A 22,903-nucleotide genomic window follows, 5' to 3' on the forward strand; every position below is an offset into this window, starting at 1 on the left:
CAAAGTATATTCAGACGACCACAATATGCGATCACTTCTGACCAATTATCTAAGTGAAACTTTTTCTTTATATTCCTCCTATGCGAAAAAATTGTATCCTCGCTGATATTCAAGTGTTCTGCAATTTCCTTTGTAGAGGATTTGGCTTTGTATAGTTTCAATATCTCTAACTCTCTGGCAGAAAGTCCTGAAAGAACATCAGCCATATTCGAATGCTCCAAGGCGACATATTCCTTTACTGCATAAAAGTCAGAACTCTCCGGATACTTATCTCCAGCGGCTAGGCGCAACAGCAGTGGTTCAAGGTTCGACGACAACTCTCTTTTATCAACCAGAGCCTGAGCGCCGGCCTGGCGCAAAGCCTCTGCATAGACGGCTGAGTCATATGAAGTCATACCCGCAATCGCAGTTAAGTTCCCGGACTGTCGAATGCTGAAAGCCACCTGCACACCACTGATTCCATTAAGGGCCATATCGATCAGCATGACGTCCGTTACGGGCAAAACAGAACACCGGGCTATTGCCTTGGCGGGATTATCGGTATACCAGATATCCAGATTCTCTCCCGTTTTTCGTTGATAATTCAACAACATTGCGCGAATGCCGTTAATGGCGAAAATGTCGTTGTCTAATATCCCAATACGCATTTACCCTCGCTTGTTAGTTCTCACAACAATCACTCAGGATTCCTGAGAGCAATACCACTGGAGCCATTCTGGACATTGCGGTTGATTGCGAATAGTAGCGGAGATAACGGAAGTTTCATCCGCACAATCACTCACAGTATATACTGGTGAAAAATTGCATATTAATACAGCAACAATTGATACTACTATTCTCATAGTGCTGTCGAGATACTCCACATACACAAATGGCTGTCGCGCAGATATCGAATACATCTGCGCGACAACCATCAATAATGATTAGCTCTTACTGATTTTCCTAAAATAAACCAATTGAGCAATTGCAAGAACAGTCAGTAGAACTTGTCCGATACTGCGAATTACAAATTCGACAGTTCCCGAAATCGGTAGATCCACGATACGTGAGGCAACGCACGCCCAACCGATCACCGCAAGAATATCGCCGAATATACGCAGCACCTGGTTCTGATACAGATCATTGTGAAGAATGATGAAGAACACGGCTCCGAATACGCAGAGCCCAATCTGCACTGCGATTCCGATGGCACTTCCCTGAATGGCATCCGGGAGGGATCCCACGAATGACACCACCGCCAGCAGCACCATCACGCCAATGATCATCACCGGCAATCGCCGGTCCTGCTTGCCACCCATAACGACCACCTTCACTTCCTTGTTGGGTCGGGTTTCTTTTCAAGCGTATCGCGTATCGGTGGGGGGGGTCCAGCTGGTTTGCAGGAAACCTGCAAACGCGACACGCCGAACTACGAACTACGGTCCGGTATGTCGGGCGTAGGAGATTATCTGTCCGTCCGGCTGACATGACGAGCAGCGTGCACGATATGCACTGTACCGGCACGCCAACCGTGGATTTACCCGTGCCTGATATTGAAGCTGCATCACCCGCTGCGGGTCCGATCATAATCACAAACCGACCCGCAGCCAATGTGTCCCCTCACTACGGGTTTGGCACAACATCGCATAACACCCGCAGCAAACGCCCCCCCCTGCGGGTCTGATCATGATTGCGAACCGACCCGCAGCCAACGCAACACCTCACTGCGGGTCCGACACTTGGCTTTAACCAACCCGCAGCAGGCACCCCTCCTCACTGCGGGTTCCGAACGAACGGAACACACAACCGCAGCCAACACCCCGCCATTATCGGAACCGGCACGCGTACGAACCAAACGCCTACATCACACAGACATCATGAAAGCCGCCGAATGCCTATCCGGGTCATGCATTCGTCGAATAGAGCATTCAAGAACCGTTCCATGCCTATACAACGCAGTGTGCGTCAAATGAGCACCGCAAGAACTGTCCGATGCTTATTTGGCGTACGCATAAGCCAAACAAGCATCCCAGGAATCGTCCGGTTCCCATTCGACACATGCGTACGTCAAAGGAACACCCAGGAAAGCGCCCGGTGCTTGTCTGGCACACGCATATGCCAGACAAGCACCTAGAGAACTGCTCGGTGCTCATCCGACGCACGCACACGTCAGATAAACACCTAGAAAGCTGGATCGATGCTTATCCGACACGCACATGCGTCTCATAGGCATCCGAGCCACGCGCATTGCCGCTCACCCTGCCAACGAATCGCAGCATACGGCGACACCTCCAACCCAGCGCCATCGGTGACGGCACCAATCTGGCGACGCCACCTAATGACAGCACCTATCAGCAGCACCAACCTAACGACGACACCAACCCACCCCTCCTCAGCAACCACAATCGCCGACCACAATCGAAGGCTCCCCGATTCCGCTAACGGTGATACGTGGAATCGATACGAGCACGGTAGGGTGGAAGGCATGAGTGACATTCGTGACGCAATCATTATCGGCTCTGGCCCTGCAGGGTACACGGCCGCCATCTATCTCGCTCGCGCCGGCTACCAGCCGCTGGTGATCGCCGGCGTGCTGACCCCCGGCGGACAGCTCGTCAACACCACCGAGGTGGAGAACTTCCCCGGCTTCCCCGAAGGTGTGCTCGGCCCGGATCTTATGGACCGCATGCGCGAACAGGCGGAGAAGTTCGGCACCATGATCGAATACGACGACGTGACGTCGGTGGACTTCTCCGACACGACGCCCGGTGCCATCAAGACCCTGCACACCGACGGCGGCAATGAATATCAGACCCGTACAGTGATCGTCGCCACCGGATCGGAGCCGCGCAAGCTCGGCGTCCCCGGCGAGAAGGAGTTCTCCGGTCGCGGCGTCTCGTACTGCGCCACATGCGACGGATTCTTCTTCCGCGACAAGCCGATCGTGGTGGTCGGCGGCGGCGATTCGGCCATGGAGGAGGCGGATTTCCTGTCCCGTTTCGGTTCGTCGGTCACGATCGTGCATCGTCGTGATGAATTCCGTGCGTCGCGCATCATGATCGAGCGCGTGCAGCAGAATTCGAAGATCGAGTTGGCGATGAATTCCGTGGTCGACGAGATCCATGGTGATGACGCGAACGGTGCGACCGAGGTCGTGCTGCGTGACGTGGTGTCTGGCGAAAAGCGCACGATTCCAGCGAACGGCGTGTTCGTGGCGATCGGTCATACGCCGCAGACCGCGTTCCTGAACGGCGCGCTCGACCTGGCGGCGGACGGCACGGTGATCGTCGACGGCGGTTCCACGCGCACGTCGGTGCCCGGCGTGTTCGCGGCCGGAGACAACGCGGATTCCGTGTATCGTCAGGCGATTTCCGCGGCCGGCATGGGCTGCCGTGCGGCACTGGACGCGCAGGCGTATCTGGTGGAGGCCGAGTAGTCAGTCGGATACCAGACTCGGTTGCTTGATACTGACGCTGATTCGTCGTGATGAGACGATCAGCGTCAGTTCGCATATGGCAACTACGGCGACACTGGTCCGAACGACAGCGTCATACCGAGCGCGGATCATCAGACGATAAGAACAGGAGTGATCCGTGCCATCGCGATCGAACGTCATGAAACAGGCGAACGCCGACATACCCACATGAACATCGTCGGTGCAGCATGAAACATACCGACGTCGTTTGATTCACATGAAACATTCGCGAATGCGTTGTTTCTCATGGCGTATCGGAGCACAACAGCACACCACACACCACCAAGCCACATCAACGCACACACCACAGTCCGCACCACAGCACACAGCACCACGCGTCCCACAAATAGGGAAGAAATCCCACATGCACTATCGTGGATACGAGCACCGACTATACGGATCATGTTCGGCAGTCTTCCATCCTATGACCACACATGACCGGCAATGCGGCGCGGATCATGATCAACGTGATACACGTGACACAGGAGGGGACCGGACACATGCTGTCTTTTGAAAACGACTACAGCGAGGGCGCGCATCCGGCGATTCTGCAGCGGCTCATCGACACGAATATGGAGCAGATCACCGGCTACGGCATGGATCAGTACTGCGAATCCGCCAAGGAGCGCATCCGCGAGGCGTGCGGTTGCCCGGATGCGTCGGTCTGGTTCCTTGTGGGCGGCACGCAGACCAACATGACCGTGATCGACACGATCACCCCGCCCTATTCCGGCGTGGTGGCCGCCGAATCCGGTCATGTGAACGTGCATGAGGCGGGCGCGATCGAAGCCACCGGCCATAAAGTGCTCACGCTCCCCCAGCACAACGGCAAGATCGACGCCGCCGAACTGCGCAATTTCTGCGCCACGTTCTACGCCGACGACAACTACGAGCACATGGTGTTCCCCGGCAGCGTCTATGTTTCACAGTGCACCGAGTACGGCACGCTGTATACCAAGACAGAGCTGGAGGCCATCGCGGACGTATGCCATGAGTACGGCATTCCGCTGTTCGTCGACGGCGCACGACTCGGGTACGCGCTCACCGCGAACGGCAATGACGTAACGCTTCGGGATCTGGCGCGTATCGCCGACGTGTTCTACATCGGCGGCACCAAGGTGGGTGCGCTGATGGGTGAGGCCGTGGTGTTCCCGCGCGGCAATGCGCCCGCACACTTCCTGACGCTGGTCAAGCAGCATGGTGCCTTGCTGGCCAAGGGCTGGCTGCTCGGTGTGCAGTTCGATACGCTGTTTTCTCCGATCGCTCCGGCGAGCGCCGCATCCGATACCGCCAACAGCAGCGACAACAGCAACAGCAACGCCACCGATCCAGAAAACACGATCCTCTACACGCACATCGCCCGAAACGCGAACGTGGCCGCCGAGCGGATTCGCGCGGCACTCCGGGAGAAGGGCTACCGGTTCGCGTTCGAGGCACCGACGAATCAGATCTTCGTCGTTCTGGATCAGCCGACCATCGACCGACTGAGCGAACACGTCCGGCTTGGATTCATGGAAAAGTACGATGACACGCATTCGGTGATGCGCATCTGCACCAGCTGGGCCACCACCCCCGAACACGTGGATCAGCTGATCGCCCTGTTGTAGACAAGATCACCCCATATACACCACCAACAATGGCTCCCTGTGTGGAACAGGGAGCCATTATGTTTCATGTGAAACGCTGTGTGAAACAATGAATCAGCGAATCAGCGGAACGGCGAATCAGATTCCTGATCAGCCTGATCAGCCTGATCAGACCCAGCCGTCGTTGTTGCCGGTGCCGGCGTTATCGCGACGAGCGATGGACAGCAGCTGCACGATGCGATCGAAATCCTCCTCCGACGCGAACGTGATCTCGATGCGGCCCTTCTTCTTGGTGCCGCGAATCGCCACCTTGGTGTCGAACTGGTTCTCCAGCGAGTGCACCATGTCGGAATCGGACCATACGTTCTTGCGCGGCTTGCGCTTCTTCCGGCCCGGATCCTTGGCGGCCTCGGTCGCCACGATCTCCTCCACGGACCGCACGGACAGCCCTTCGGCGATGATGCGATCGGCGAGCGCCTCCATCTGCTCGGCCGTGGGCAGGCTCAGCAGTGCACGCGCATGGCCGGCCGACAGCACACCGGCCGACAGTTTCTTCTGCACGGATGCTGGGAGCTGTAGCAGTCGCAGCGTGTTGGCGATCTGCGGACGGGACTTCGACACGGACTTCGACAGCTGCTCCTGGGTGAGACCGAATTCGTCCAGCATCTGCTGGTATGCGGCGGCCTCCTCCAGCGGGTTGAGCGCCACGCGGTGCAGGTTCTCCAGCAGCGCATCGCGGAGCATGTCGTCGTCGGACGTGGTCTTGACGATCGCGGGAATCTCAGTGAGTCCGGCGAGCTTGCTGGCGCGCATACGACGTTCGCCCATGATGAGCTCGTAGGCGGCGGGCTTCTTCACGGTGATGGACTTCGCCGCGCGCCTGCGTACGACGATGGGCTGCAGTACGCCGACCTCCTTGATCGAGCGCGACAGTTCCATCAGTTCGTCCTCGTCGAAGATCAGCCGTGGCTGATGTTCGTTGGGCATGATGTCCTTGATCTGCAGCTCGGCGAGGTAGCCGCCTTCCACCGGCTTGATGTCATCGTCGCCGTTGGCGGATTCTGCCGGTGCGGATACGGACAGCGTGACCGCGGATGCGGGGACTTCGACGGCGGGCTCGTCGGCCGGCGTTTCCGCAGGCTGGGAGGCAACGGGCGCAGACTGTGCGTCAGCGGGCGACGTCGATTCCGTCTGAACCGGTACCGACTGGGTGGCAGACGTAGCCGGCGCGTCACCGAAGAACATGTCGCTGGGGTGATCGCTGTGGGTCAGCGATCCCACCAGGGACGGCATGCTCGGACGACGATTCTTGCCGGAACGCTTCGTCGAACGTGCGGGTGCGGACGCTTCGTCGGACGAGGACGAAGACGAGGACGCGGCGGAATTCACCTCAGCACGCTTCCGAGCCGCGGTCGACTTTGCCGACTTCACTGGAACGGCACCGGGCGTAGTCGGTTCGGACTGCGCCTTAGCCGGTTCGGCAGCGACCGGAACCGGGGCGGGGTCCACCGGAGCCGGCGCGGGCTTCGGGATTCCCTGCAGTTGGGATTCGTCGGGGATGGTCGGGAACAGCGCTCCCAGTCCCTTGCCCAAGCGACGTGAACGCGTTGCCATATCAGTCACCATTCCTTCGTGCTGCGATAGTCTTCAGAACTCTTTCGGAACGCTTGGCGATCTCCAGTGCCGCCTCGCGGTACGCCACCGCACCCGCACCGCTCGCGTCGTATGTGATTACCGACTTGCTGAAGCTTGGCGCCTCCGCGATCTTCACCGCTCGCGGAATCGTGGCGTCAAGCACGATGTCGGGGTAGTGCTCCTTCACTTCATCGTACACATCCTGGCTCAGGATCGTACGGCGGTCGAACATGGTGATGAGCATGGTGGAGATGATCAGATTCCTGTTGACCGTGCTCTGGACCAGTCCGATGGTCTTGAGCAGCTGGCCCAGACCCTCCAGCGCGTAGTATTCGGCCTGAATCGGAATCAGCACCTCGTGGGCCGCGCACAGTGCATTCAGCACGAGCAGACCCAGGCTTGGCGCACAGTCGATGAAGACGTAGTCATAGTGGTCGTCGGTGTTCTTCAGATATTCGACGATGGTGTCGCGCAGCAGGAACGTGCGGTTCTCCAGATTCGCGATCTCCAGCTCGGCACCGGAAAGATCAATCGTGGACGGCACGATCTCCAGTGTCGGGAAGTCCTCGCACGACAGTTTCACGTCGGCGATGGTCAGACGGCCTTCGAGCACGTCGTACACCGACGGGCTACCGGAGGAATGCTCGGCGCCAAATGCGGTGGACGCGTTGCCCTGCGGGTCCATATCGATGACCAGCACACGGGATCCGGTGTCGGCGAGCGCCGCGGCGAGATTCACCACGGTCGTGGTCTTGCCCACGCCGCCTTTCTGATTGGCGACTGCAATCACGCGGGTTTCGGACGGCTGAGGATAATGCGCTTCGTTGAGCTGTTGGCGCCTGCGGGCGAGATCCGCCAGCTGGGATCCCATCGAAGAGGAGGATCCGTCGCTGAAGATGCGGTTCAGCACATCGTTCGTTGATTCGATATGCTGCTCCTGACCATCGGCCTGAGCTGTTTCACGTGAAACATTCGCCATGGTTTACCTTTCTTGTTTCAAATATCTTCGATTGTATCCGAACCGGATTCCCATTGTGGTCATCACACACCGACAACGCAAGTCAAACCAACCGTTGTGGGCGAATGTGGATAGCTGTGGACAGAAATGTGGAAAACCTGCCGAAAACGTCGTTTTCGAACCATTCAGCAATCGTTTGCGAAAACCCTCTAACCGTTGTAATTTCAACGATTTGACAGTGACTAAAAAGTTATCCACATTTTTATTTAAGTTATCCACAACTTGTCCACTGCAGAGTGTGTATAACACGCTGTCGATCGGCAACCGGATCCGTGTCCACCTGATGACCAATAACGACGTCGACTGTCACTGGCATGTTTCCCGTCGACATATGGATTGATTGTACGTGCGCACACGCTGTTTCACGAGTACGCCACCGAGTACGCCCTGCCCATCGACCAGCATCCCACCGTCTCGATGTCGGCACCGTCAATGCCTAACCAGTGCCATCACAGTCTGACATACAACTGCATAACACAAAACCGCGCCCTGATCACCGCTGAATCACTTCAATCCGATGATCAGGAGCGCGGTTCACAACGACAACGCCTATCGACTCCGGCCTATTTCCTATCCACGAGCACCACGTGCGTGGATTCCAGACCAGGACCCACCGGAGCATCCACCACACGCGGATCACGGCCCTTGGCACGTAGAATCATCTTCATACCCTTGTCGATCTCATCCTGCGCGGTACGTCCCTTCAGCGCCACCAGACGGCCACCGGTCCGCAGCAACGGCATGGTGAAACCGGCAAGCTTGCGCATGGGCGCCACCGCACGACAGGTGACCACGTCAAATCCCTCCCCCGGCTTCTTCGCGTCCTCGGCACGGGCGTGCACAATACGAACGTTCTTCAGATCAAGATCGTGCACGACCTCGCTCAGCCAATCCACACGACGCTCCATCGGCTCGATCAGCGACACCGTCACCTTCGGCAGGCACACCGCCACGATGATGCCGGGGAATCCGCCGCCGCTGCCCACGTCGGCGAGCTGACCGGTGGCGTTCAGACGACCATTGCCGTCCGCATCGTCGGGCACGCCCAGCGCGTCAAGCACAAACGGCACCACGGCCGCAGAGTTGAGAATGTGACGTTCCCAGAGAATTTCCACGTCACGGGGGCCGATCAAGCCGCGCGGTTCGCCCTCGCGTTCCAGTTTCCCGTGAAACACTCGGAGCGGAGCCGCGGCGGCACCCAACACCTCGTCAATGATCGGCGAACCTTCAAGCTGATCCGTCATCGTCTCTTCATCCTTTTCGACGGCAATCGGCCGACGCCAGCCCATACCGCATCGCACCTCAAGGCACGACTCGGCCGGCGTCGTATTCCATCTCGTTCGTCTTGTTTATCTCGTTCGTTGTATTACCGGTACCAACTAAATTACCGGTACCCACTACCGAATTCCGGCTACTCCTCGACCTCGTCCACGCCGTCATCAGCCACATCGGCGTCCGCGTCCGCGGCGTTCTCGCTGGCCTTGCGGTACACCGTCACATAGCGGTGCGGCTCCTCACCGTGGGAGCGGGACTTCAGACCCTCCTCACGCACAGTGTCGTGGATGATCTTGCGCTCGAACGAGTTCATCGGATCCAGCGACACCGGTTCGCCGGTCTCACGCACCTCGTCGATCGCGTCCAGCGCCATGTCCTTCAGACGCTGACGCTTACGCTTGAGATAGCCGTCCACATCGATGATCAGATGCGAGCGCTCGCCGGTCTTCTGCTGTACCGCCAGGCGGGTCAGCTGCTGCAAAGCATCGACCACCTCACCCTTGTTGCCGATCAGGTGCTTGATGTCCGTGTCATCATCCGCCACGATCTGCACCACCGGACGGTTGTTCCGCACACCCATCTCGATATCGCCCTCGTAGTCGACGATGTCCAACAGACCCTCAAGGTAATCGGCGGCGATATCAGCCTCCTCATTGAGCTGATCGATCGTCTTCTCATCCGTCTGAGACATTGCAACTCCTTAAAAGACACAGTTGAGTGCAAGTCTAATCGCACTCGCTTCACGACACCATTCCTCACCTTACACGTCAAAAGCTACGTAGTCGGTGAGCGTCGCAACATGATGACAAAAACGCGGATCATGCATTCCTACACGATCCGCGTTCGTTAACAATCCGTGTCCGAAACGTCAGCCGATGAACGAATCAGCGATCCCGCTACGGACAACCAGGGCCTATCCACCAAGATGCAGGCCGGGCAGGCTCAGACGCAGACTACTTCTTGCGCTTGTTCTTCTTACGGCTGGGCTGCTGACGCTGGTGGCCCTTCTCGGCGCGTTCGGCCTCGGCGGCCTTGGCCTTGGCGAGCTCCTCCTCCTCGATCGTCGGCAGGCCCTGACGTTCGCGGCGACGCACCTCGCGGGCGTGCACGCGCTTGGCACGGGTCTCGGCGGCCGGGGAGCCCGGCGTGGGCATGTGCTCCACCTGAATGATGGTCTGGGCCAGCGTCCACACGTTGTTGGTCAGCCAGTACACGAGCACGGCGAACGGGAAAGCGATACCGGAGAAGATGTACATGACCGGGAAGATGAATGCCATCGAGCGCTGCATGTTGTACTGCTGGCCGCTCATGGACTCACGCGGCAGGTTGCGGCGCAGGTTGTAGTACTGCGACAGGAACATGGTGCCGCACATCAGGGCGATGAACACGCCGATCGTGATGCGACCGGAACCGCTGGTCGTGCTGAACATATCGGCCAGGCTCACGTTGAACACGTGCGTGGCCTCGATGTCCTTCGCCACGTCCACGGTGAACGCACCGTACGGGTCCTTCACGCCGCGGGCGATGTAGCTCACGGAGGAGAGCACGTAGAACATGGTCATGAACACCGGGGACTGGATCAGCGCCGGCACGCATGATCCCATCGGGTTGGCGCCGGTGTCCTGATAGAGCTTCATCGTCTCGCGGTTCATGGCCTCGCGGCTGGCGGGATCGGTCTTGCCCTTGTACTTGTCCTGGATATGCTTCAGCTTGGGCTGCAGGGCCTGCATCTTGCGCATCGAGTTCATCTGCTTGACGAACAGCGGCAGGATGCACAGACGCACGAACACCACCAGCAGCACGATCGACAGCACCCATGCGATGCCGGGGCCGTCCTGGAAGCCGATGAACGTCAGCGCCTCATGGAAGATGTTCAGCAGATGCGTCATCAACCATTCGATGGGATACAGGATCTTGTAGAAGAACGCGAAAAAGCTGGCGTTATCCAGATAGAACACGTTCTGATTCAGCGGTGTCACGGGATTGCCTCCTCGGGTTTCGACACGATGGGATCAATGGATCGTTGGGCTTGTTGATTCGAAGTCGTTGGTGCGGTGTCCGTTTCGTAGCCCAGCGGCGTGAGCCGGGGCTCTTCGTGGGCCTTGGACCATCGGAATCGATAGAAGATCGAGAAGCGTTGGGGAACGTCGTCGATGCCGCCGCGACTCCACGGCCGGCATCGCATCAGTCGTAGTATGGCCAGCACACTGCCACGGATTGCGCCGAACCGTTGTATTGCGGTGAGTGCGTAGTGCGAACACGATGGATAGTATTTGCAGCACGGTCCGAACATCGGCGATATTCTTCGCTGATACCAGCGGATCGCCGAGGCCATGCCCCGCACCACCGGATTCATGATCATTCCCGTACCGACGAGGATTGCGGGACCGGTTGTTTTCCGTTCTCGCCCGGTTTTCCCGGCGTTTGTCCCTCGATTTCGTTTGCCGTCGTACTCTGGTTCTCGGCGAGCGCTGGGACACATGAAAGACCAGTCTGTATCACAGACTGCCCCTGCTGCCCATTCCCTACCCGAGCCGCTCCTCCCTCAAACGGCCGATCGCACTTCTGCGATCGCGAACGAACACGCTCAAACAGTTTGGACGCCTGCTCGTCAAGCGAAGCGAACTCCGCATGCGCGGCGCTGGGTTTGGCACGGATTACCACATCGCACTGCTGCGGCAGCAGGTCCTCGTACCGTGCCGCCAGCACGCGCAGGCGACGCTTTACCCGGTTACGGGTGACCGCCTTGCCCACCGCCTTGGATACGGCAAGCCCCAGCCTGCGCCCCGACAGGGACGGACCGTTATGAGCGTCTTCACTGCTGCCGTCAACGTGAGGTGCGCAAACAAGAAAATGGACCACAAGATCCTTACTGGATACTTTGGTCCTTTTCTTCAACACCCCAACGAAGTCGCGGTGGCTTTTCAGCCGTTCCACTTGGGTTCCGACGTGCCTTTGCGTCAATCAGTACGCGAATCAGGCGGACAGAACCTTGCGGCCCTTGGCGCGGCGACGGTTGATCAGAGCGCGGCCGGAACGAGTGCGCATGCGGGCACGGAAGCCGTGCTTCATGTGACGACGACGGTTGTTGGGCTGGAAAGTCCTCTTCATAGTTATGCTCCCGGTTTTGGCCATGCGAAGGCATGGCTATCTCATTGAGTCAATCTTCTCCAAGATACAAGGACCAGTGGTCCGAGTCAAACCGGAAGAAGGGCTAGCGGCAACCGGACTCGCCGACTTACACGGTATCTTCACATAGCTTCTGAGATGACCACCATATCGGTCCGAATATCGTTGTTCACCATGACGATACGCAACGTTCTCATAGGAACAAACCGGACTGCACCGCAAAACGGAAAAACGGCGTAAATCGGTGTGTGGCGGGCGATTCACGACAGCAGCACGACCACACGGATAGTTCAAGGAAGACGAGGAGGATGGCAATCGGCAAGTGGTCTTCGATTCCGAAGCCGGCAGGCCGAATCCAGTTCCAGCATCCCGCCCACTACGTATTTTTCATGATCTGAAGTTATGCACATTTATCCACAATTATCCCCACAAGGGGCTGTGGATAACTCAAACCGTCAATAGAAATCGTTGGAATCATGCGGTTTTCATACCCGAAGTTATCCACATTTTGGCCTCAAGTTATCCACAGAACCTGTGGATATCCTCGAAGAGCCTATGGATTTCAACACGCAAGCTTGTGGATAACTTCGTCGGAAGGGCGTATAAAAGTATATCTGCAGAGATGTGTGTGGATAACTATGCGCACACACAACAGACGAAGACCATGAAGGAGGGGCCATGAGCTCGGACACCGCGACGCCGGCCGAGGATGCGCAACGCATCTGGGCGACTGCCTGCAGCAGCCTGCGTCATGACGATACTCTCACTCCTCGCGACATGAGCTGCGTCGAAGATATCACGCCCGTCAGCGTCTTCGACTCCATGATCGTGCTCAATGCGTCCAACGAGATCACCCGACTGACCATTGAGAACAAGGAGGCGGTGCTGCGCGCGCTGCAGGCGGCAAACGGCGGAGAACCGCTGGTCCCGCTGATCAAGATTGTTCCACCGGCATCAGCCTCCAGGGGAGGCAAGTCCTCAGCGAAGCAATATAAGGACAAGAAGGCCGCCACCACCGATGACGCGCCGACCGCACCGGCGACGCGTGGCAACGTCGGGAGGAACGCGGCCGGTGTGGCCGGATCGGCGGCATCCGCATCGAAGGCGAACGCGTCGGTAACCGATCGCGATGTGCGCAAGGGACTGCGTGATCTGCCGTCGCCAGATCTTCCGGCATCCGCTCAACCAGCCAAACAGCGTGCACAATTCGCTCCGATGCCAGGTTCCGGCAAGTTCGTGCAGGAGAAGCTCGACGATTTCGCCGACGTGCCGACCAGGGATCAGATCGAGCGAACGATTGCAGTTCCGGGTGTTCCCGCCGGCGGAGCCAAGGTCGCTCGCGATGAGGAGACGCATCTCAACCGCAACGCCACATTCGAAACGTTCGTGCCTGGCGACTCCAATCGATTCGCTCGTGCCGTTTCCCTGGCCGTGGCCGAGGCGCCTGGTCTGTCGTTCAACCCGCTGTGTATCTATGGCGGTTCCGGATTGGGCAAGACCCACCTGCTCAACGCGATCGGCAACTACGCGCTGAGTGAGAATCCCCGGCTCAAGGTGCGGTACGTCAACTCTGAGGAGTTCACCAACGAGTTCATTGAATCCCTGCAGGGCGAAGCCCAGACGAATGGTCTGATCGCCGAGTTCAACCGTCGTTACCGCGAGGTGGATGTGCTGCTGATCGACGATATTCAGTTCCTTGGCGGCAAGGAGGCGACGCTCGAGCAGTTCTTCCACACGTTCAACGCGCTGCACGACGCCAACAAGCAGATCGTGATCGCATCCGATGTGGCGCCGAAGAACCTGAAGGGGTTCGAGCAGCGTCTGATCTCACGGTTCGATTCCGGCCTGTCGGTGGACGTGAAGCCTCCGGATCGCGAGACCCGTATTGCAATCCTTCGCATGAAGGCGCAGATCTCCAATCTGGAGATCCCGAACGACGTGCTGGATCTGATCGCGGAACAGGTGACTGACAACATCCGTGAGCTTGAGGGCGCACTGACCCGAGTCACCGCCATGGCGAGCCTCAATAACCAGCCAATCACCAGGATGCTGGCCGAGCAGACACTGCAGGATTTCTTCACCACCGAGGTGGAGATCAAGCCGACCGACATCATCACGCAGGTGGCCCAGTACTTCCAGCTCACCTTCGATGATCTGGTGGGACCGTGGCGTGCCAAGAACGTGGCGCTGGCCCGGCAGATCGCCATGTACATGACACGTGAGATGACCAGTCTGTCTCTGGTGGACATCGGCGAGATCTTTGGCGGTCGTGATCATTCCACGGTGATGCACGCATGCAAGAAGATCCAATCTGGCATGGCGCAGAAGCGGGAGGTCTACAACTACGTCAACGAGCTGACCGGACGTATCAAACGGCATAGCAACCCCGGAATGGGATGATTGCGAAACGTTTGGAACAGCGTGTCTGCGGCAGCCATACGAGTTATCCACAGGCCGGGCCGGTTTCGCGGTCCAACACGCCGGTGGATTCCCGTTTTTTCGGAAAGTTATCCACATAGTTATCCACTTCATCGGCGAAAGTCCGTGGATAACACCCAATTTTCCTGTGGATAACCGGCGAAAAAACCGTTGATAACCAGCCCCAAAATGTTGAAAAATCAAGGGTTTCCGTGCAACTGTGGATAACCAGGTAAGTTATCCACATGCCATCCAGAAGTTATCCACATTCCAAAGAGCGCGATAATGCAAGCACTCGTAAGGGTAGTTCAAGTTATCCACAGTATCCACAGGGCTTATTATTACGATTACTTGTTTATCTTCTTAGGATGATCATGATCGTCATAAGCAAACCTTGCCTCTGGGGATAATCTCTGACCCACACAGGTAGAATTACGTTCAGCAACATTTATCGTTCACAACACACGAGGGATAAGAATTCTTATGAAGGCAGAAGTCAACTCCGCATCTCTCGCCGATGCAGTCGCATGGACATCACGAGTGATTCCGGCACGTCCTGCAACGCCCATCCTGTCCGGCGTCAAACTGGAAGCCATCGACGGCACACTGCAACTTTCGGCATTTGACTATGAGGTCTCCGCACGTCATCACATTGAAGCTGGCATCGATGAAGCAGGAACAGCAGTGGTGCTGGGCAAGATGCTTGCGGACATTGCCAAGAGCCTGCCGGCTGAGAAGGCGTATCTCAGCACTGAGGGATCCAAGCTGACCGTAACCTCTGGCAAGTCGTCGTTCTCACTACAGCTTATGCCGGAGTCCGAGTATCCGGATCTGCCGGTCGTACCGACCACACTGGGCCAGATCGATGCCGATACGTTCGGTCATGCGGTCACTCAGGCTTCGGTGGCAGTGGCCCGCGAAGAGAACCGCCCGGTGCTGACCGGTGTGAAGATGCAGTTCAACGGTGACCGCGTGGTGATGACCGCCACCGATCGTTTCCGCCTTTCCCGCGCCAGCTTCACTTGGACTCCTCAGGATCCCGACCTTGACACGGTGGCTCTGGTCCGCGGTTCGCTGCTACGCGATGTAGCTCGATCCCTTGACACCAGCCAGAATGTGGTGCTCGATTTCGACCAGGAGAAGCAGTCGCTGATGGGCTTCGAGAACGCCGGTCGCGTGTCCACCGCCCAGCTGATCGATGGTGAATTCCCTGCCGTCGACCGTCTGTTCGCCGACGAGTATCCGATTCATGCGGTCCTTAATCGCAATGATCTGATCGATGCGATTCGTCGTATGTCCATTGTGACTGAGCGCAATGCCCCGATTCGTATGGTGTTCGCCGGCGACGAGGTGGTGCTGTCCGCAGGTGCCGCCGACGAGTCCCAGGCGACCGAGTCGCTGGCCGTCGACATGGATGGCGATGAGATCACCGTGGCGTTCAACCCGAGCTATCTGATCGACGGACTGTCCGCGATCTCCGAGCCGTATGTGCGTATGAAGATGACCACCGCCGTGAAGGCCGTGGAGTTCAACGGACAGCAGGAGGCCGATGGCGACGAATCGCTCGACTACCGTTACCTGCTCGTGCCGATGCGTTTCACCGACTGATCGTCATCGACCCGCCGGGTGTGATTGAGTGTGACATGTAACATTCGATCACACCCGATCAAACCAACCAAATATGCAAAAAGGTAACATTTCCCATGTTCGTTTCTCGTTTGGTGTTGGATGACTACCGTTCCTGGCATCAGCTCATGCTCGACTTCGCGCCCGGGCTGAACGTGCTGTTCGGTGCCAATGGCCTGGGCAAGACGAACATCGTGGAGGCTATCGAGGTTCTGTCCACCGGAGGCAGTCACCGAGCTTCGAGCTCGATACCTCTGGTCAAGGCCGGTGAGAAGACCGCCGTGATCCGTGCGAACGTGGACGATGACGGGACGATCACCACGTACGAGGTGTCGATTCCGGCCCGCGGCGCAAACCGTGCGCGGATCAACTCCGGCAAATCGCTGTACATGCGCGACGTGGTGGGCAAGGTTCCGTCGGTCACCTTCTCACCCGAGGATCAGCGCCTGATCTCCGCGGATCCCGCCACGCGGCGTGCCTTCCTCAATCAGGCGGCCAGCCAGCTGCGCTTCGACTACTACGAGACGCTGCAACGGTTCAATCAGACCGCCAAACAGCGGTCCACCCTATTGCGTCAGCTCAGTCAGCAGCAGATGGCGGGGCGGCCCGTGGATGCGGCGTTGAGCGGGCTGGAGATCTGGACTGGACAGTTCATCGAATCGGGCATGGCACTCACCCGACTGCGTCGGCAGGTGGTGGAGCGGCTGAGCGAGCCGTTCTCGCGTATCTATCGGCAACTGGCAGGCGACCGCAATCAGGTACGCATGATCTATGCGCCCTCGTTCGAGGAGGTGCTCAGCGTGCCGCAGGCACTGATGCAGGAAACGTCGTCGCCGGAGTCGGAGGCAGCCGCAACTCCTGATCTTGACATGCAGGTGCACGCAGCGATCAGCCGGCACTTCCAGCGCATCTACCCCGGCGAAGTGGCACAGGGACGGAATCTGATCGGACCGCATCGTGACGATCTGATCGTGGAACTCAACGGTATGCCGGCACGCGAATATGCGTCAAACGGCGAAATGTGGACGCTCGCCCTCGCTCTGCGCATGGCCGTATTCGAAACGCTGTCCGCCGAACGAGGGACGACGCCCATCCTGATTCTTGACGATGTATTCGCGCAGCTCGACGAATCCCGACGTCGTCAGATCGTTGATTTTGCTGGGAAGCAGAGTCAGGTGCTCATTACCATGGCCGCGCGTGGCGATCTGCCGGAGGGCTTGGAAAACGGGGACGCCGGACCGGTCGCCATGATCGACGTGGGCGAGGTGGTCGACCGTATGGAGGCCTTGTTCGCCGTGCCTGATGTCAGCCAGTTCATGACGGACAAGGACGATGAGCAGTGAGTGTGGCGAGCACCGCGCCAATCGCGGAGATCCTCAAACTCGATCCGCGGCGTCTGGAATCCGAGATCTTTGAACGCTATACGCAGCGTGCCGCGGGCATTGCCAAGCGCAAGGAACGCGCCTACGAAGCGTGGATGAATTTCGGTAAGCCCGGCCGCGACCCGAACACACTTGGATCGGTGCTGGCCGGCATTGCCGTGCGTGACCATTGGCGTCCGCATCTCATGATCGCGCAGCTCGGCCGGCACTGGGACCAGGTGGTGGGTGCCGGCATCGCACGGCATACGAGCGTCGCCTCGTACGAACGTGGCGTGCTCACCATTCGTGCGGAGTCCCCGGTATGGGCCACGCAGCTCACGTACATGATTCCGCAGCTTAAGGAGAAGATCGCGTCGCGGTTGGAGGGTATGCCGATCGACCGTATCGTCGTCACCGGCCCCCGTGCCGACACCGTTCGTCATGGCTCCAACGACCGTCTCACCGGTCAATGGCGTCCCCGCGGGCGATCCTGATAGGGGTAATGGTTCGAGAGCGCTCCCCGTCCCACCGACGTTGCCGGTGCAGTCGACTTATCGAATCACCTGCTCCATACCGTCGGCGAACCCATTGAGACGCAGCCTGCGTAGATGTTCCAGTTCCTCACTCATAGTCCGCGGCGGATTGTCTTTGCTGGCAACGACAGCATGCATCGCGTTCATGATGCTCTCCTGGTCACGTTCCAGCATCGCGCTTAGGAACTCATCGGGATGAACGGCCTTCACCGCGTATCGTGCAAGGTCTGCGTCCGGGAAGTCCTTGAGATTATAGGTGACAATGTAATCGGCGTCGGCCACCAGAGCGGCGGCGAGCACATGCCGGTCATCCGGATCCGGCAGTTCAATTGCTGATTCAAGGCGGCTCCAGCCATAGACGCAATGGGTGGGATTCATTGGCGTAATGAACGACAGCAGACGATCCACCTGTTCCGGCGTGCGTCCGCGGCGTTCGATCAGCGCACGGCGTGCCTCCTCCAGTATGCGCTCGGACCATACGGCATCGATTACCTGCCGCTCATCCAGCGTGAGCATGATGTCCAGCAGCCAGACCGCCGGGAAGATGTTGGCATCAAGCAATACGACGAGTTTCGTCACGATACGATCTCCGATGCGTCAGTCGAAATTGGCAACGTAGGCCGCATCATCTTCGTCATACAGACCCATCTCCATAGCCGCGCGGCGCATCGATGACAAGGACTGCTCCATACGCTCGCGCTCACGCCGCTGATAGTCCATCACGTCGGTCACATCCACCATGCGACGACCGGTGGCACCGTTGCGGGTGAACGGGAGTCGGCCGGAATCGAGGATGCGTGCCACTGTACGGGCCGAGCAATTCAGCAGTTTCGCAGCCTCGCCAGTCGTGATCATACGACGCTGACCCATGACGCCAAGAGCAGCGTTCAGCGCGGCCTCGTATGCTTCGGCGTTCAACTCCACAACGTCACCATCGGCGTTGACAAGAGCTCTGTCTCCACGCGGAATCGTCGTTCCCTTAGACTGGGGCATCTCAAGTACGGCAGTCATGGTTTCTCCTTACGTTGACACTATCCTATCAATTCCTGACAAAACTGACAATAGTTCGTAATGGTCGTAAGAGTTGACCAACAGACTCATCCAGGTGGTCAGGTTTGCGATGTCGGTTACGGGAAGTGTGTGATGGCGCTGGAGTTGGCTATGACCGACGTGGGCGAGGCGGCCGACCGTATGGAGGCCATGTTCGCCATGCCTGATGTCAGCCAGTTCATGACGGACAAGGACGCTGGAAGCTCTTCCGGGTGCCGTGCCGATCACGGAAGTTTTCAAGGCTATACGCGGTGTGCCGCAGGCATTGCCGTGCGTGACCATTGTCGTCCACATCTCATGATTCCGCAGCTCAGGGAGAAGATCGCGTCACGGTTGGAGGGCATGCCGATCGACCGTATTGTCGTTACCGGCCCCCGTGCCGACACCGTTCGTCATGGCTCCAACGACCGTCTCACCGGCCAATGGCGTCCCCGCGGTCGATCCTGAAGAATGTGTTGACATTGCATCGAAGACAAGTCGAATCCGGAGCTCAAATTCTTTCACCTGATTTAGATAGAGGTAGAATACTAGTGTCTCCGGTCGGATGCATTATATGGAGAAGAATATGGTCGCAAACTACTGTGCGAGAAAGTGCAAATCATATATTGCCATTCTTCTCAGCATTCTCGTATTCTTCTCCCCATCCTCCCTGGCATTTGCGGAAACGTCCAGCAAATCACCCATCCCCGCGAATGCTCAGGTATTGGAAAATCCGAATTGCATTATTTCTTATCCGGACCAATTGGAATTATCTCCAGATGAGAAAACCATCTACGTGTTCACCGGTATTGGCGGGGCAGGCGATACCATATGCGTTATTGACACGCAGGCCATGCAGATCCGAGGTATTGTAACCCTCCCCGGCCCTAATGCAGGAGATTATTGGAGTCATCCTGTCTTTTCCCCTGACGGGACAACCCTATATAGCCTCTATAAGGCCGATGATCGGAATGAGGCCATAGCGGCAATCGACACGACAACGCTCGCCATTTCTCGCACATATCCGCTATCTGGGGGTGGGCACTTTAAACTTTCACAAGACGGCAAAACTCTAGTCGTGCTCGAGGGGTGGCCGGAGGACTTCACTATTCCAGAGCTACGTACTATAACAACAGACGATGGCACAAGTACGCAACCCATACTCTTGCGAGGCCACAACCCGGTCATACAATCCCTCTCGCCCAGCGGAAGGAATTTATATATTCAAGAAGTCGACAAACAGGGCACTGCATGGTTGAAATCCATAGATACCTCCACCGGAGCATTCAATGACGTTGCTGAATTACATGATCGAAGCTATTTTATTTCCGCTGAAACCTCCGATCATAGCACCCTCTTTGTTCCAGAAAAAGATAATATTGTTGCAATACATACCGACAGCAAAAAAGTGACTCCGCTGATACAGGAACAACATTCCGTAACGCATCTGTCGGCTTCGAAAGACGGCAATCACCTCCTCATCAATGAATCGATTCGTGACGGTAGTGGAAACGTCATCAAGTCAAATACAAGAATCATCAATACCGTCACTGCAGCAACATTAGCCAATACAGATGAGTACCTAACTGCGTTAAGCAAGAAAGGAGATTTTGCATATGGGGTTTCCCTACCGGATGATGAGCAAGCTTACACAATAAAAACCATGATTTTATCCACGAATTCACAACCGACAGTACAGTCGGTGACTGTTCCTCATCATCCTCAATATCCACAGCAATATCAATTAGGATCATATGAGATTTCCTCTGACGGAAAAACTATTTATCAGGTATTCGTCAGCGATCATGCAGTAACCCATGCCGGTTATGCAGATGCGAATGAGCCAGGATATCTGATGGCCGTTCGCATGCCGGCGTCGGCAACGACACCGCCTGAAGTTGTCGTTGCCGACCATTCCGAAGATCGACGAGCGGCCGTCTTTGCCATTGTGACGACTATCGCGATCGTCATCTTCGGCTGTGCGAGCATAACTGTGTACCGTCATTTACGTAGAACCAATATCAGACGGTAATGCTTATGTACATCTTTTTTATATTACGAAATGCTTCTGATGTGGGGGGGGTATTGTAGTAACTATCGACGTTGATAGTATTCGATAGTGATGGCATGCCGGTTCACGAAAGGTGGACGCGATGATCAATGATAAACGCGGGATTCGCATCCTTATATATGTGATGATGATGCTTATGGCAGTCATCCTCGGCATCGCGCCCGCCCTTCCGGTAAACGCTTCGACCCCCCCCAGACTCAAGTCGCAACTCAGAAAACGCTATCCATTCATGATCCATCCTGCCTGAGCTCGGATTCCATCAATCTCACGCTCAGCCCAGATGGAAAAACCGCATATGTGTTCACGCGAGGAAGTACCATTTGCGCGATTAATACCGAGGACATGTCCATTCGTCATATTATTCACACACCTGCAGATAATAATTCCTATATACGCATTCAGCCGCCCGTTTTCACCTCGGACGGGAACACCATGTTCACTTTATGCTCGGATGATGCAGCGCTCCGTATTGTCGCGATCGACACCAGAACATTTGAAGTGCAAGATCTGTCCTCCGTTTTGGGAAGCGGCACGGGGATGTTCGACCTGTCTTCGGATGGCTCACGGCTGTTTACTATCGGTACGGACGGTGCAGGTCAATGGCAAATGCAGGAATATGACATAGCGAAGAGAACCGTCATTGCCAAACATCGTCTTGAATATCCTCACAGCATAGGGGGCGTGAAAGGATACGCAGTATCCCCTGATTCCAGTCACTACTTTGCCTCATTGGATACTGATCCCGGAGAGATCAACCAGGGCAAACTGATATCGATAAACACTGCAGATGGCTCAATTAGCGATCTGTCATTTGACGTAGCCTCATCAAGACCTGAGATTACAAAGGATCGGAAAACAATATATGTGTTGTCCAGAGATAAAAAATCCATCATTGCGGTCAATGCGATAGAGAACAGGGCATCTCAGATTTATACAGCACCAAATGGTGAAAAAATCGATGGACTGGAACTATCCGGTCAGGATAATGCATTGATGTTCACCGAGAACAACAGCATCTCTCGAGTGCTCGACACCAAAACCGACGATGCGACCTACTCTACACGTTATCAGCATGGAGATTTCATATCTCCCGATGGAGCCACGATCTATGTCACCGACACCTTCTTGGACCAGAAGACACATGCAGTAAAACTACTTGTTCAATCGGTCAGTATCGATGCAACAGCAGACCAGCAGAAATCATCATCCGTCGAAGTTTTCAGTTTTCCCGCTGACAACTCACCGCAGAAAGAATTCCAAGCGATGTTTTCTTCAAATGGAAGTCTCTATCTGCTGTTCACCGGAGCCGGAGGCGATGGCACTCAACTCAATGACTATACCGATCCGATGAAAGCTGGAATCCTGTTGAAGGTGCATTCGAGCACGTTTTTGGAATCGGCGAAGAGTCCCCGGATTTCAGCGTCTCCGCAGTCGGAGAACGGTTCAGTGAGGACACAAGGCAGAGCTGCTGCTGTAGCTGTTGCCGTCGGCTGCTGTGTTGCCATCATTGGTTGTATCTGCATTGCTGCAGAACGCTATGTGCGAAAGTCGAAGTCGGTGAGATAGGCGTCTGCCCTTCGAAGTCGAAGATGCGATGTGACTGCGCTTAACCGGGCGGCGAGTTCCCCCGTGAGTCCGGATGCTGAGGTGGGAAGTGAAGAGTGGGCGGATATTGGGGTATATACGGGCGAGGGTCCGGAGATGGTAGTACCCTAATCTCAGTATGTAAAACGCGCGTATGGCCCCATATTTCGAGATTTTGGGCATG

At 56.7% G+C, this 22,903-nt stretch carries 20 protein-coding genes and 1 pseudogene; 9 read left to right on the top strand and 12 right to left on the bottom strand.

Annotated features, from left to right (window positions below; translation table 11 throughout):
- Together BTIS_RS08970 and BTIS_RS08975 are read right to left on the bottom strand one after the other, a co-directional pair.
- Positions 1-647 (bottom strand): LuxR C-terminal-related transcriptional regulator (locus BTIS_RS08970; protein WP_094664702.1); only part of this gene is annotated, 647 nt, incomplete at its 3' end.
- A 276-nt stretch (positions 648-923) separates the two neighbouring features.
- Positions 924-1,298, bottom strand: coding sequence for a hypothetical protein (locus tag BTIS_RS08975; RefSeq protein ID WP_143248923.1), 375 nt, complete (start codon positions 1,296-1,298; stop codon positions 924-926).
- 1,166 nt (positions 1,299-2,464) lie between these two features.
- On the opposite strand from BTIS_RS08975, the gene trxB reads away from it, so the two are divergent.
- Together trxB and BTIS_RS08985 are read left to right on the top strand one after the other, a co-directional pair.
- Positions 2,465-3,415 (top strand): thioredoxin-disulfide reductase, encoded by a 951-nt coding sequence (gene trxB / locus BTIS_RS08980; RefSeq protein ID WP_094664706.1) that lies wholly within the window; start codon positions 2,465-2,467, stop codon positions 3,413-3,415.
- A 539-nt stretch (positions 3,416-3,954) separates the two neighbouring features.
- Positions 3,955-5,061, top strand: coding sequence for a threonine aldolase family protein (locus tag BTIS_RS08985; protein ID WP_094664762.1), 1,107 nt, complete (start codon positions 3,955-3,957; stop codon positions 5,059-5,061).
- A 147-nt stretch (positions 5,062-5,208) separates the two neighbouring features.
- Here BTIS_RS08985 and BTIS_RS08990 read toward each other — a convergent pair whose 3' ends face one another.
- The 8 genes and pseudogenes from BTIS_RS08990 to rpmH all read right to left on the bottom strand — a co-directional run bounded on the left by BTIS_RS08990 (position 5,209) and on the right by rpmH (position 12,079).
- Positions 5,209-6,654, bottom strand: a complete 1,446-nt coding sequence (locus BTIS_RS08990) for a ParB/RepB/Spo0J family partition protein (protein ID WP_094664708.1) — start codon at positions 6,652-6,654, stop codon at positions 5,209-5,211.
- Position 6,655: 1 nt separating this feature from the next.
- Entirely contained in the window at positions 6,656-7,654 is a 999-nt protein-coding gene (locus tag BTIS_RS08995; protein ID WP_094664710.1) for a ParA family protein, read from the bottom strand.
- A gap of 602 nt (positions 7,655-8,256) precedes the next feature.
- Positions 8,257-8,937: a 16S rRNA (guanine(527)-N(7))-methyltransferase RsmG gene (gene rsmG, locus BTIS_RS09000; RefSeq protein WP_094664712.1), complete on the bottom strand. Its 681-nt coding sequence runs from the start codon at positions 8,935-8,937 to the stop codon at positions 8,257-8,259.
- Positions 8,938-9,104: 167 nt separating this feature from the next.
- Positions 9,105-9,659: a Jag family protein gene (locus BTIS_RS09005; protein WP_094664714.1), complete on the bottom strand. Its 555-nt coding sequence runs from the start codon at positions 9,657-9,659 to the stop codon at positions 9,105-9,107.
- 262 nt (positions 9,660-9,921) lie between these two features.
- Positions 9,922-10,938, bottom strand: coding sequence for a membrane protein insertase YidC (gene yidC / locus BTIS_RS09010; RefSeq protein WP_094664764.1), 1,017 nt, complete (start codon positions 10,936-10,938; stop codon positions 9,922-9,924).
- Positions 10,939-10,943: 5 nt separating this feature from the next.
- Complete coding sequence (gene yidD, locus BTIS_RS09015; protein ID WP_245819390.1) at positions 10,944-11,324, bottom strand: membrane protein insertion efficiency factor YidD; 381 nt, start codon at positions 11,322-11,324, stop codon at positions 10,944-10,946.
- Positions 11,325-11,536: 212 nt separating this feature from the next.
- Positions 11,537-11,905 (bottom strand): annotated as a pseudogene (rnpA, locus tag BTIS_RS12130) (ribonuclease P protein component); the annotation flags it as partial.
- A gap of 39 nt (positions 11,906-11,944) precedes the next feature.
- A complete protein-coding gene (rpmH, locus tag BTIS_RS09025) occupies positions 11,945-12,079 on the bottom strand; it encodes a 50S ribosomal protein L34 (RefSeq protein WP_093961566.1) in 135 nt (44 codons plus the stop codon).
- Between the two features lie 696 nt (positions 12,080-12,775).
- On the opposite strand from rpmH, the gene dnaA reads away from it, so the two are divergent.
- The 4 genes from dnaA to BTIS_RS09045 all read left to right on the top strand — a co-directional run bounded on the left by dnaA (position 12,776) and on the right by BTIS_RS09045 (position 17,996).
- Entirely contained in the window at positions 12,776-14,497 is a 1,722-nt protein-coding gene (dnaA, locus tag BTIS_RS09030; protein ID WP_094664718.1) for a chromosomal replication initiator protein DnaA, read from the top strand.
- Positions 14,498-14,998: 501 nt separating this feature from the next.
- The gene (dnaN, locus tag BTIS_RS09035) at positions 14,999-16,123 is read left to right on the top strand and encodes a DNA polymerase III subunit beta (protein WP_094664720.1); all 1,125 of its coding nucleotides are present in this window, start codon (positions 14,999-15,001) and stop codon (positions 16,121-16,123) included.
- A 95-nt stretch (positions 16,124-16,218) separates the two neighbouring features.
- Positions 16,219-17,484, top strand: coding sequence for a DNA replication/repair protein RecF (gene recF / locus BTIS_RS09040; protein ID WP_094664722.1), 1,266 nt, complete (start codon positions 16,219-16,221; stop codon positions 17,482-17,484).
- A complete protein-coding gene (locus BTIS_RS09045) occupies positions 17,481-17,996 on the top strand; it encodes a DciA family protein (protein WP_245819391.1) in 516 nt (171 codons plus the stop codon). The genes recF and BTIS_RS09045 overlap by 4 nt, the downstream gene beginning before the upstream one ends.
- Positions 17,997-18,053: 57 nt before the next feature.
- Here the strand turns inward: BTIS_RS09045 and BTIS_RS09050 are convergent, their stop codons facing one another.
- Both BTIS_RS09050 and BTIS_RS09055 read right to left on the bottom strand, forming a co-directional pair.
- Positions 18,054-18,614, bottom strand: a complete 561-nt coding sequence (locus BTIS_RS09050; RefSeq protein WP_094664724.1) for a PIN domain-containing protein — start codon at positions 18,612-18,614, stop codon at positions 18,054-18,056.
- Between the two features lie 18 nt (positions 18,615-18,632).
- Entirely contained in the window at positions 18,633-19,046 is a 414-nt protein-coding gene (locus BTIS_RS09055; RefSeq protein ID WP_094664726.1) for a helix-turn-helix domain-containing protein, read from the bottom strand.
- A gap of 132 nt (positions 19,047-19,178) precedes the next feature.
- Between BTIS_RS09055 and BTIS_RS09060 the strand changes: the two genes are divergently transcribed.
- From BTIS_RS09060 to BTIS_RS09065, 3 genes are all read left to right on the top strand, one after another.
- Positions 19,179-19,532 (top strand): DciA family protein, encoded by a 354-nt coding sequence (locus tag BTIS_RS09060; RefSeq protein ID WP_143248924.1) that lies wholly within the window; start codon positions 19,179-19,181, stop codon positions 19,530-19,532.
- 118 nt (positions 19,533-19,650) lie between these two features.
- Complete coding sequence (locus tag BTIS_RS11740; protein WP_143248925.1) at positions 19,651-21,096, top strand: YncE family protein; 1,446 nt, start codon at positions 19,651-19,653, stop codon at positions 21,094-21,096.
- A 381-nt stretch (positions 21,097-21,477) separates the two neighbouring features.
- A complete protein-coding gene (locus BTIS_RS09065; RefSeq protein WP_094664730.1) occupies positions 21,478-22,701 on the top strand; it encodes a YncE family protein in 1,224 nt (407 codons plus the stop codon).
- The last annotated feature ends 202 nt before the right edge of the window (positions 22,702-22,903 follow it).

This window comes from Bifidobacterium tissieri (genome assembly GCF_002259645.1).
GTDB classification, from domain to species: domain Bacteria; phylum Actinomycetota; class Actinomycetes; order Actinomycetales; family Bifidobacteriaceae; genus Galliscardovia; species Galliscardovia tissieri.

Coding starts and splice junctions, on each gene's coding strand:
- BTIS_RS08975 (WP_143248923.1), bottom strand. CDS start 1,298: ATGGGTGGCAAGCAGGACCGGCGATTGCCGGTGATGATCATTGGCGTG.
- trxB (WP_094664706.1), top strand. CDS start 2,465: ATGAGTGACATTCGTGACGCAATCATTATCGGCTCTGGCCCTGCAGGG.
- BTIS_RS08985 (WP_094664762.1), top strand. CDS start 3,955: ATGCTGTCTTTTGAAAACGACTACAGCGAGGGCGCGCATCCGGCGATT.
- BTIS_RS08990 (WP_094664708.1), bottom strand. CDS start 6,654: ATGGCAACGCGTTCACGTCGCTTGGGCAAGGGACTGGGAGCGCTGTTC.
- BTIS_RS08995 (WP_094664710.1), bottom strand. CDS start 7,654: ATGGCGAATGTTTCACGTGAAACAGCTCAGGCCGATGGTCAGGAGCAG.
- rsmG (WP_094664712.1), bottom strand. CDS start 8,937: ATGACGGATCAGCTTGAAGGTTCGCCGATCATTGACGAGGTGTTGGGT.
- BTIS_RS09005 (WP_094664714.1), bottom strand. CDS start 9,659: ATGTCTCAGACGGATGAGAAGACGATCGATCAGCTCAATGAGGAGGCT.
- yidD (WP_245819390.1), bottom strand. CDS start 11,324: ATGAATCCGGTGGTGCGGGGCATGGCCTCGGCGATCCGCTGGTATCAG.
- rpmH (WP_093961566.1), bottom strand. CDS start 12,079: ATGAAGAGGACTTTCCAGCCCAACAACCGTCGTCGTCACATGAAGCAC.
- dnaA (WP_094664718.1), top strand. CDS start 12,776: ATGAGCTCGGACACCGCGACGCCGGCCGAGGATGCGCAACGCATCTGG.
- dnaN (WP_094664720.1), top strand. CDS start 14,999: ATGAAGGCAGAAGTCAACTCCGCATCTCTCGCCGATGCAGTCGCATGG.
- recF (WP_094664722.1), top strand. CDS start 16,219: ATGTTCGTTTCTCGTTTGGTGTTGGATGACTACCGTTCCTGGCATCAG.
- BTIS_RS09055 (WP_094664726.1), bottom strand. CDS start 19,046: ATGACTGCCGTACTTGAGATGCCCCAGTCTAAGGGAACGACGATTCCG.
- BTIS_RS09060 (WP_143248924.1), top strand. CDS start 19,179: ATGGCGCTGGAGTTGGCTATGACCGACGTGGGCGAGGCGGCCGACCGT.
- BTIS_RS11740 (WP_143248925.1), top strand. CDS start 19,651: ATGGTCGCAAACTACTGTGCGAGAAAGTGCAAATCATATATTGCCATT.
- BTIS_RS09065 (WP_094664730.1), top strand. CDS start 21,478: ATGTCCATTCGTCATATTATTCACACACCTGCAGATAATAATTCCTAT.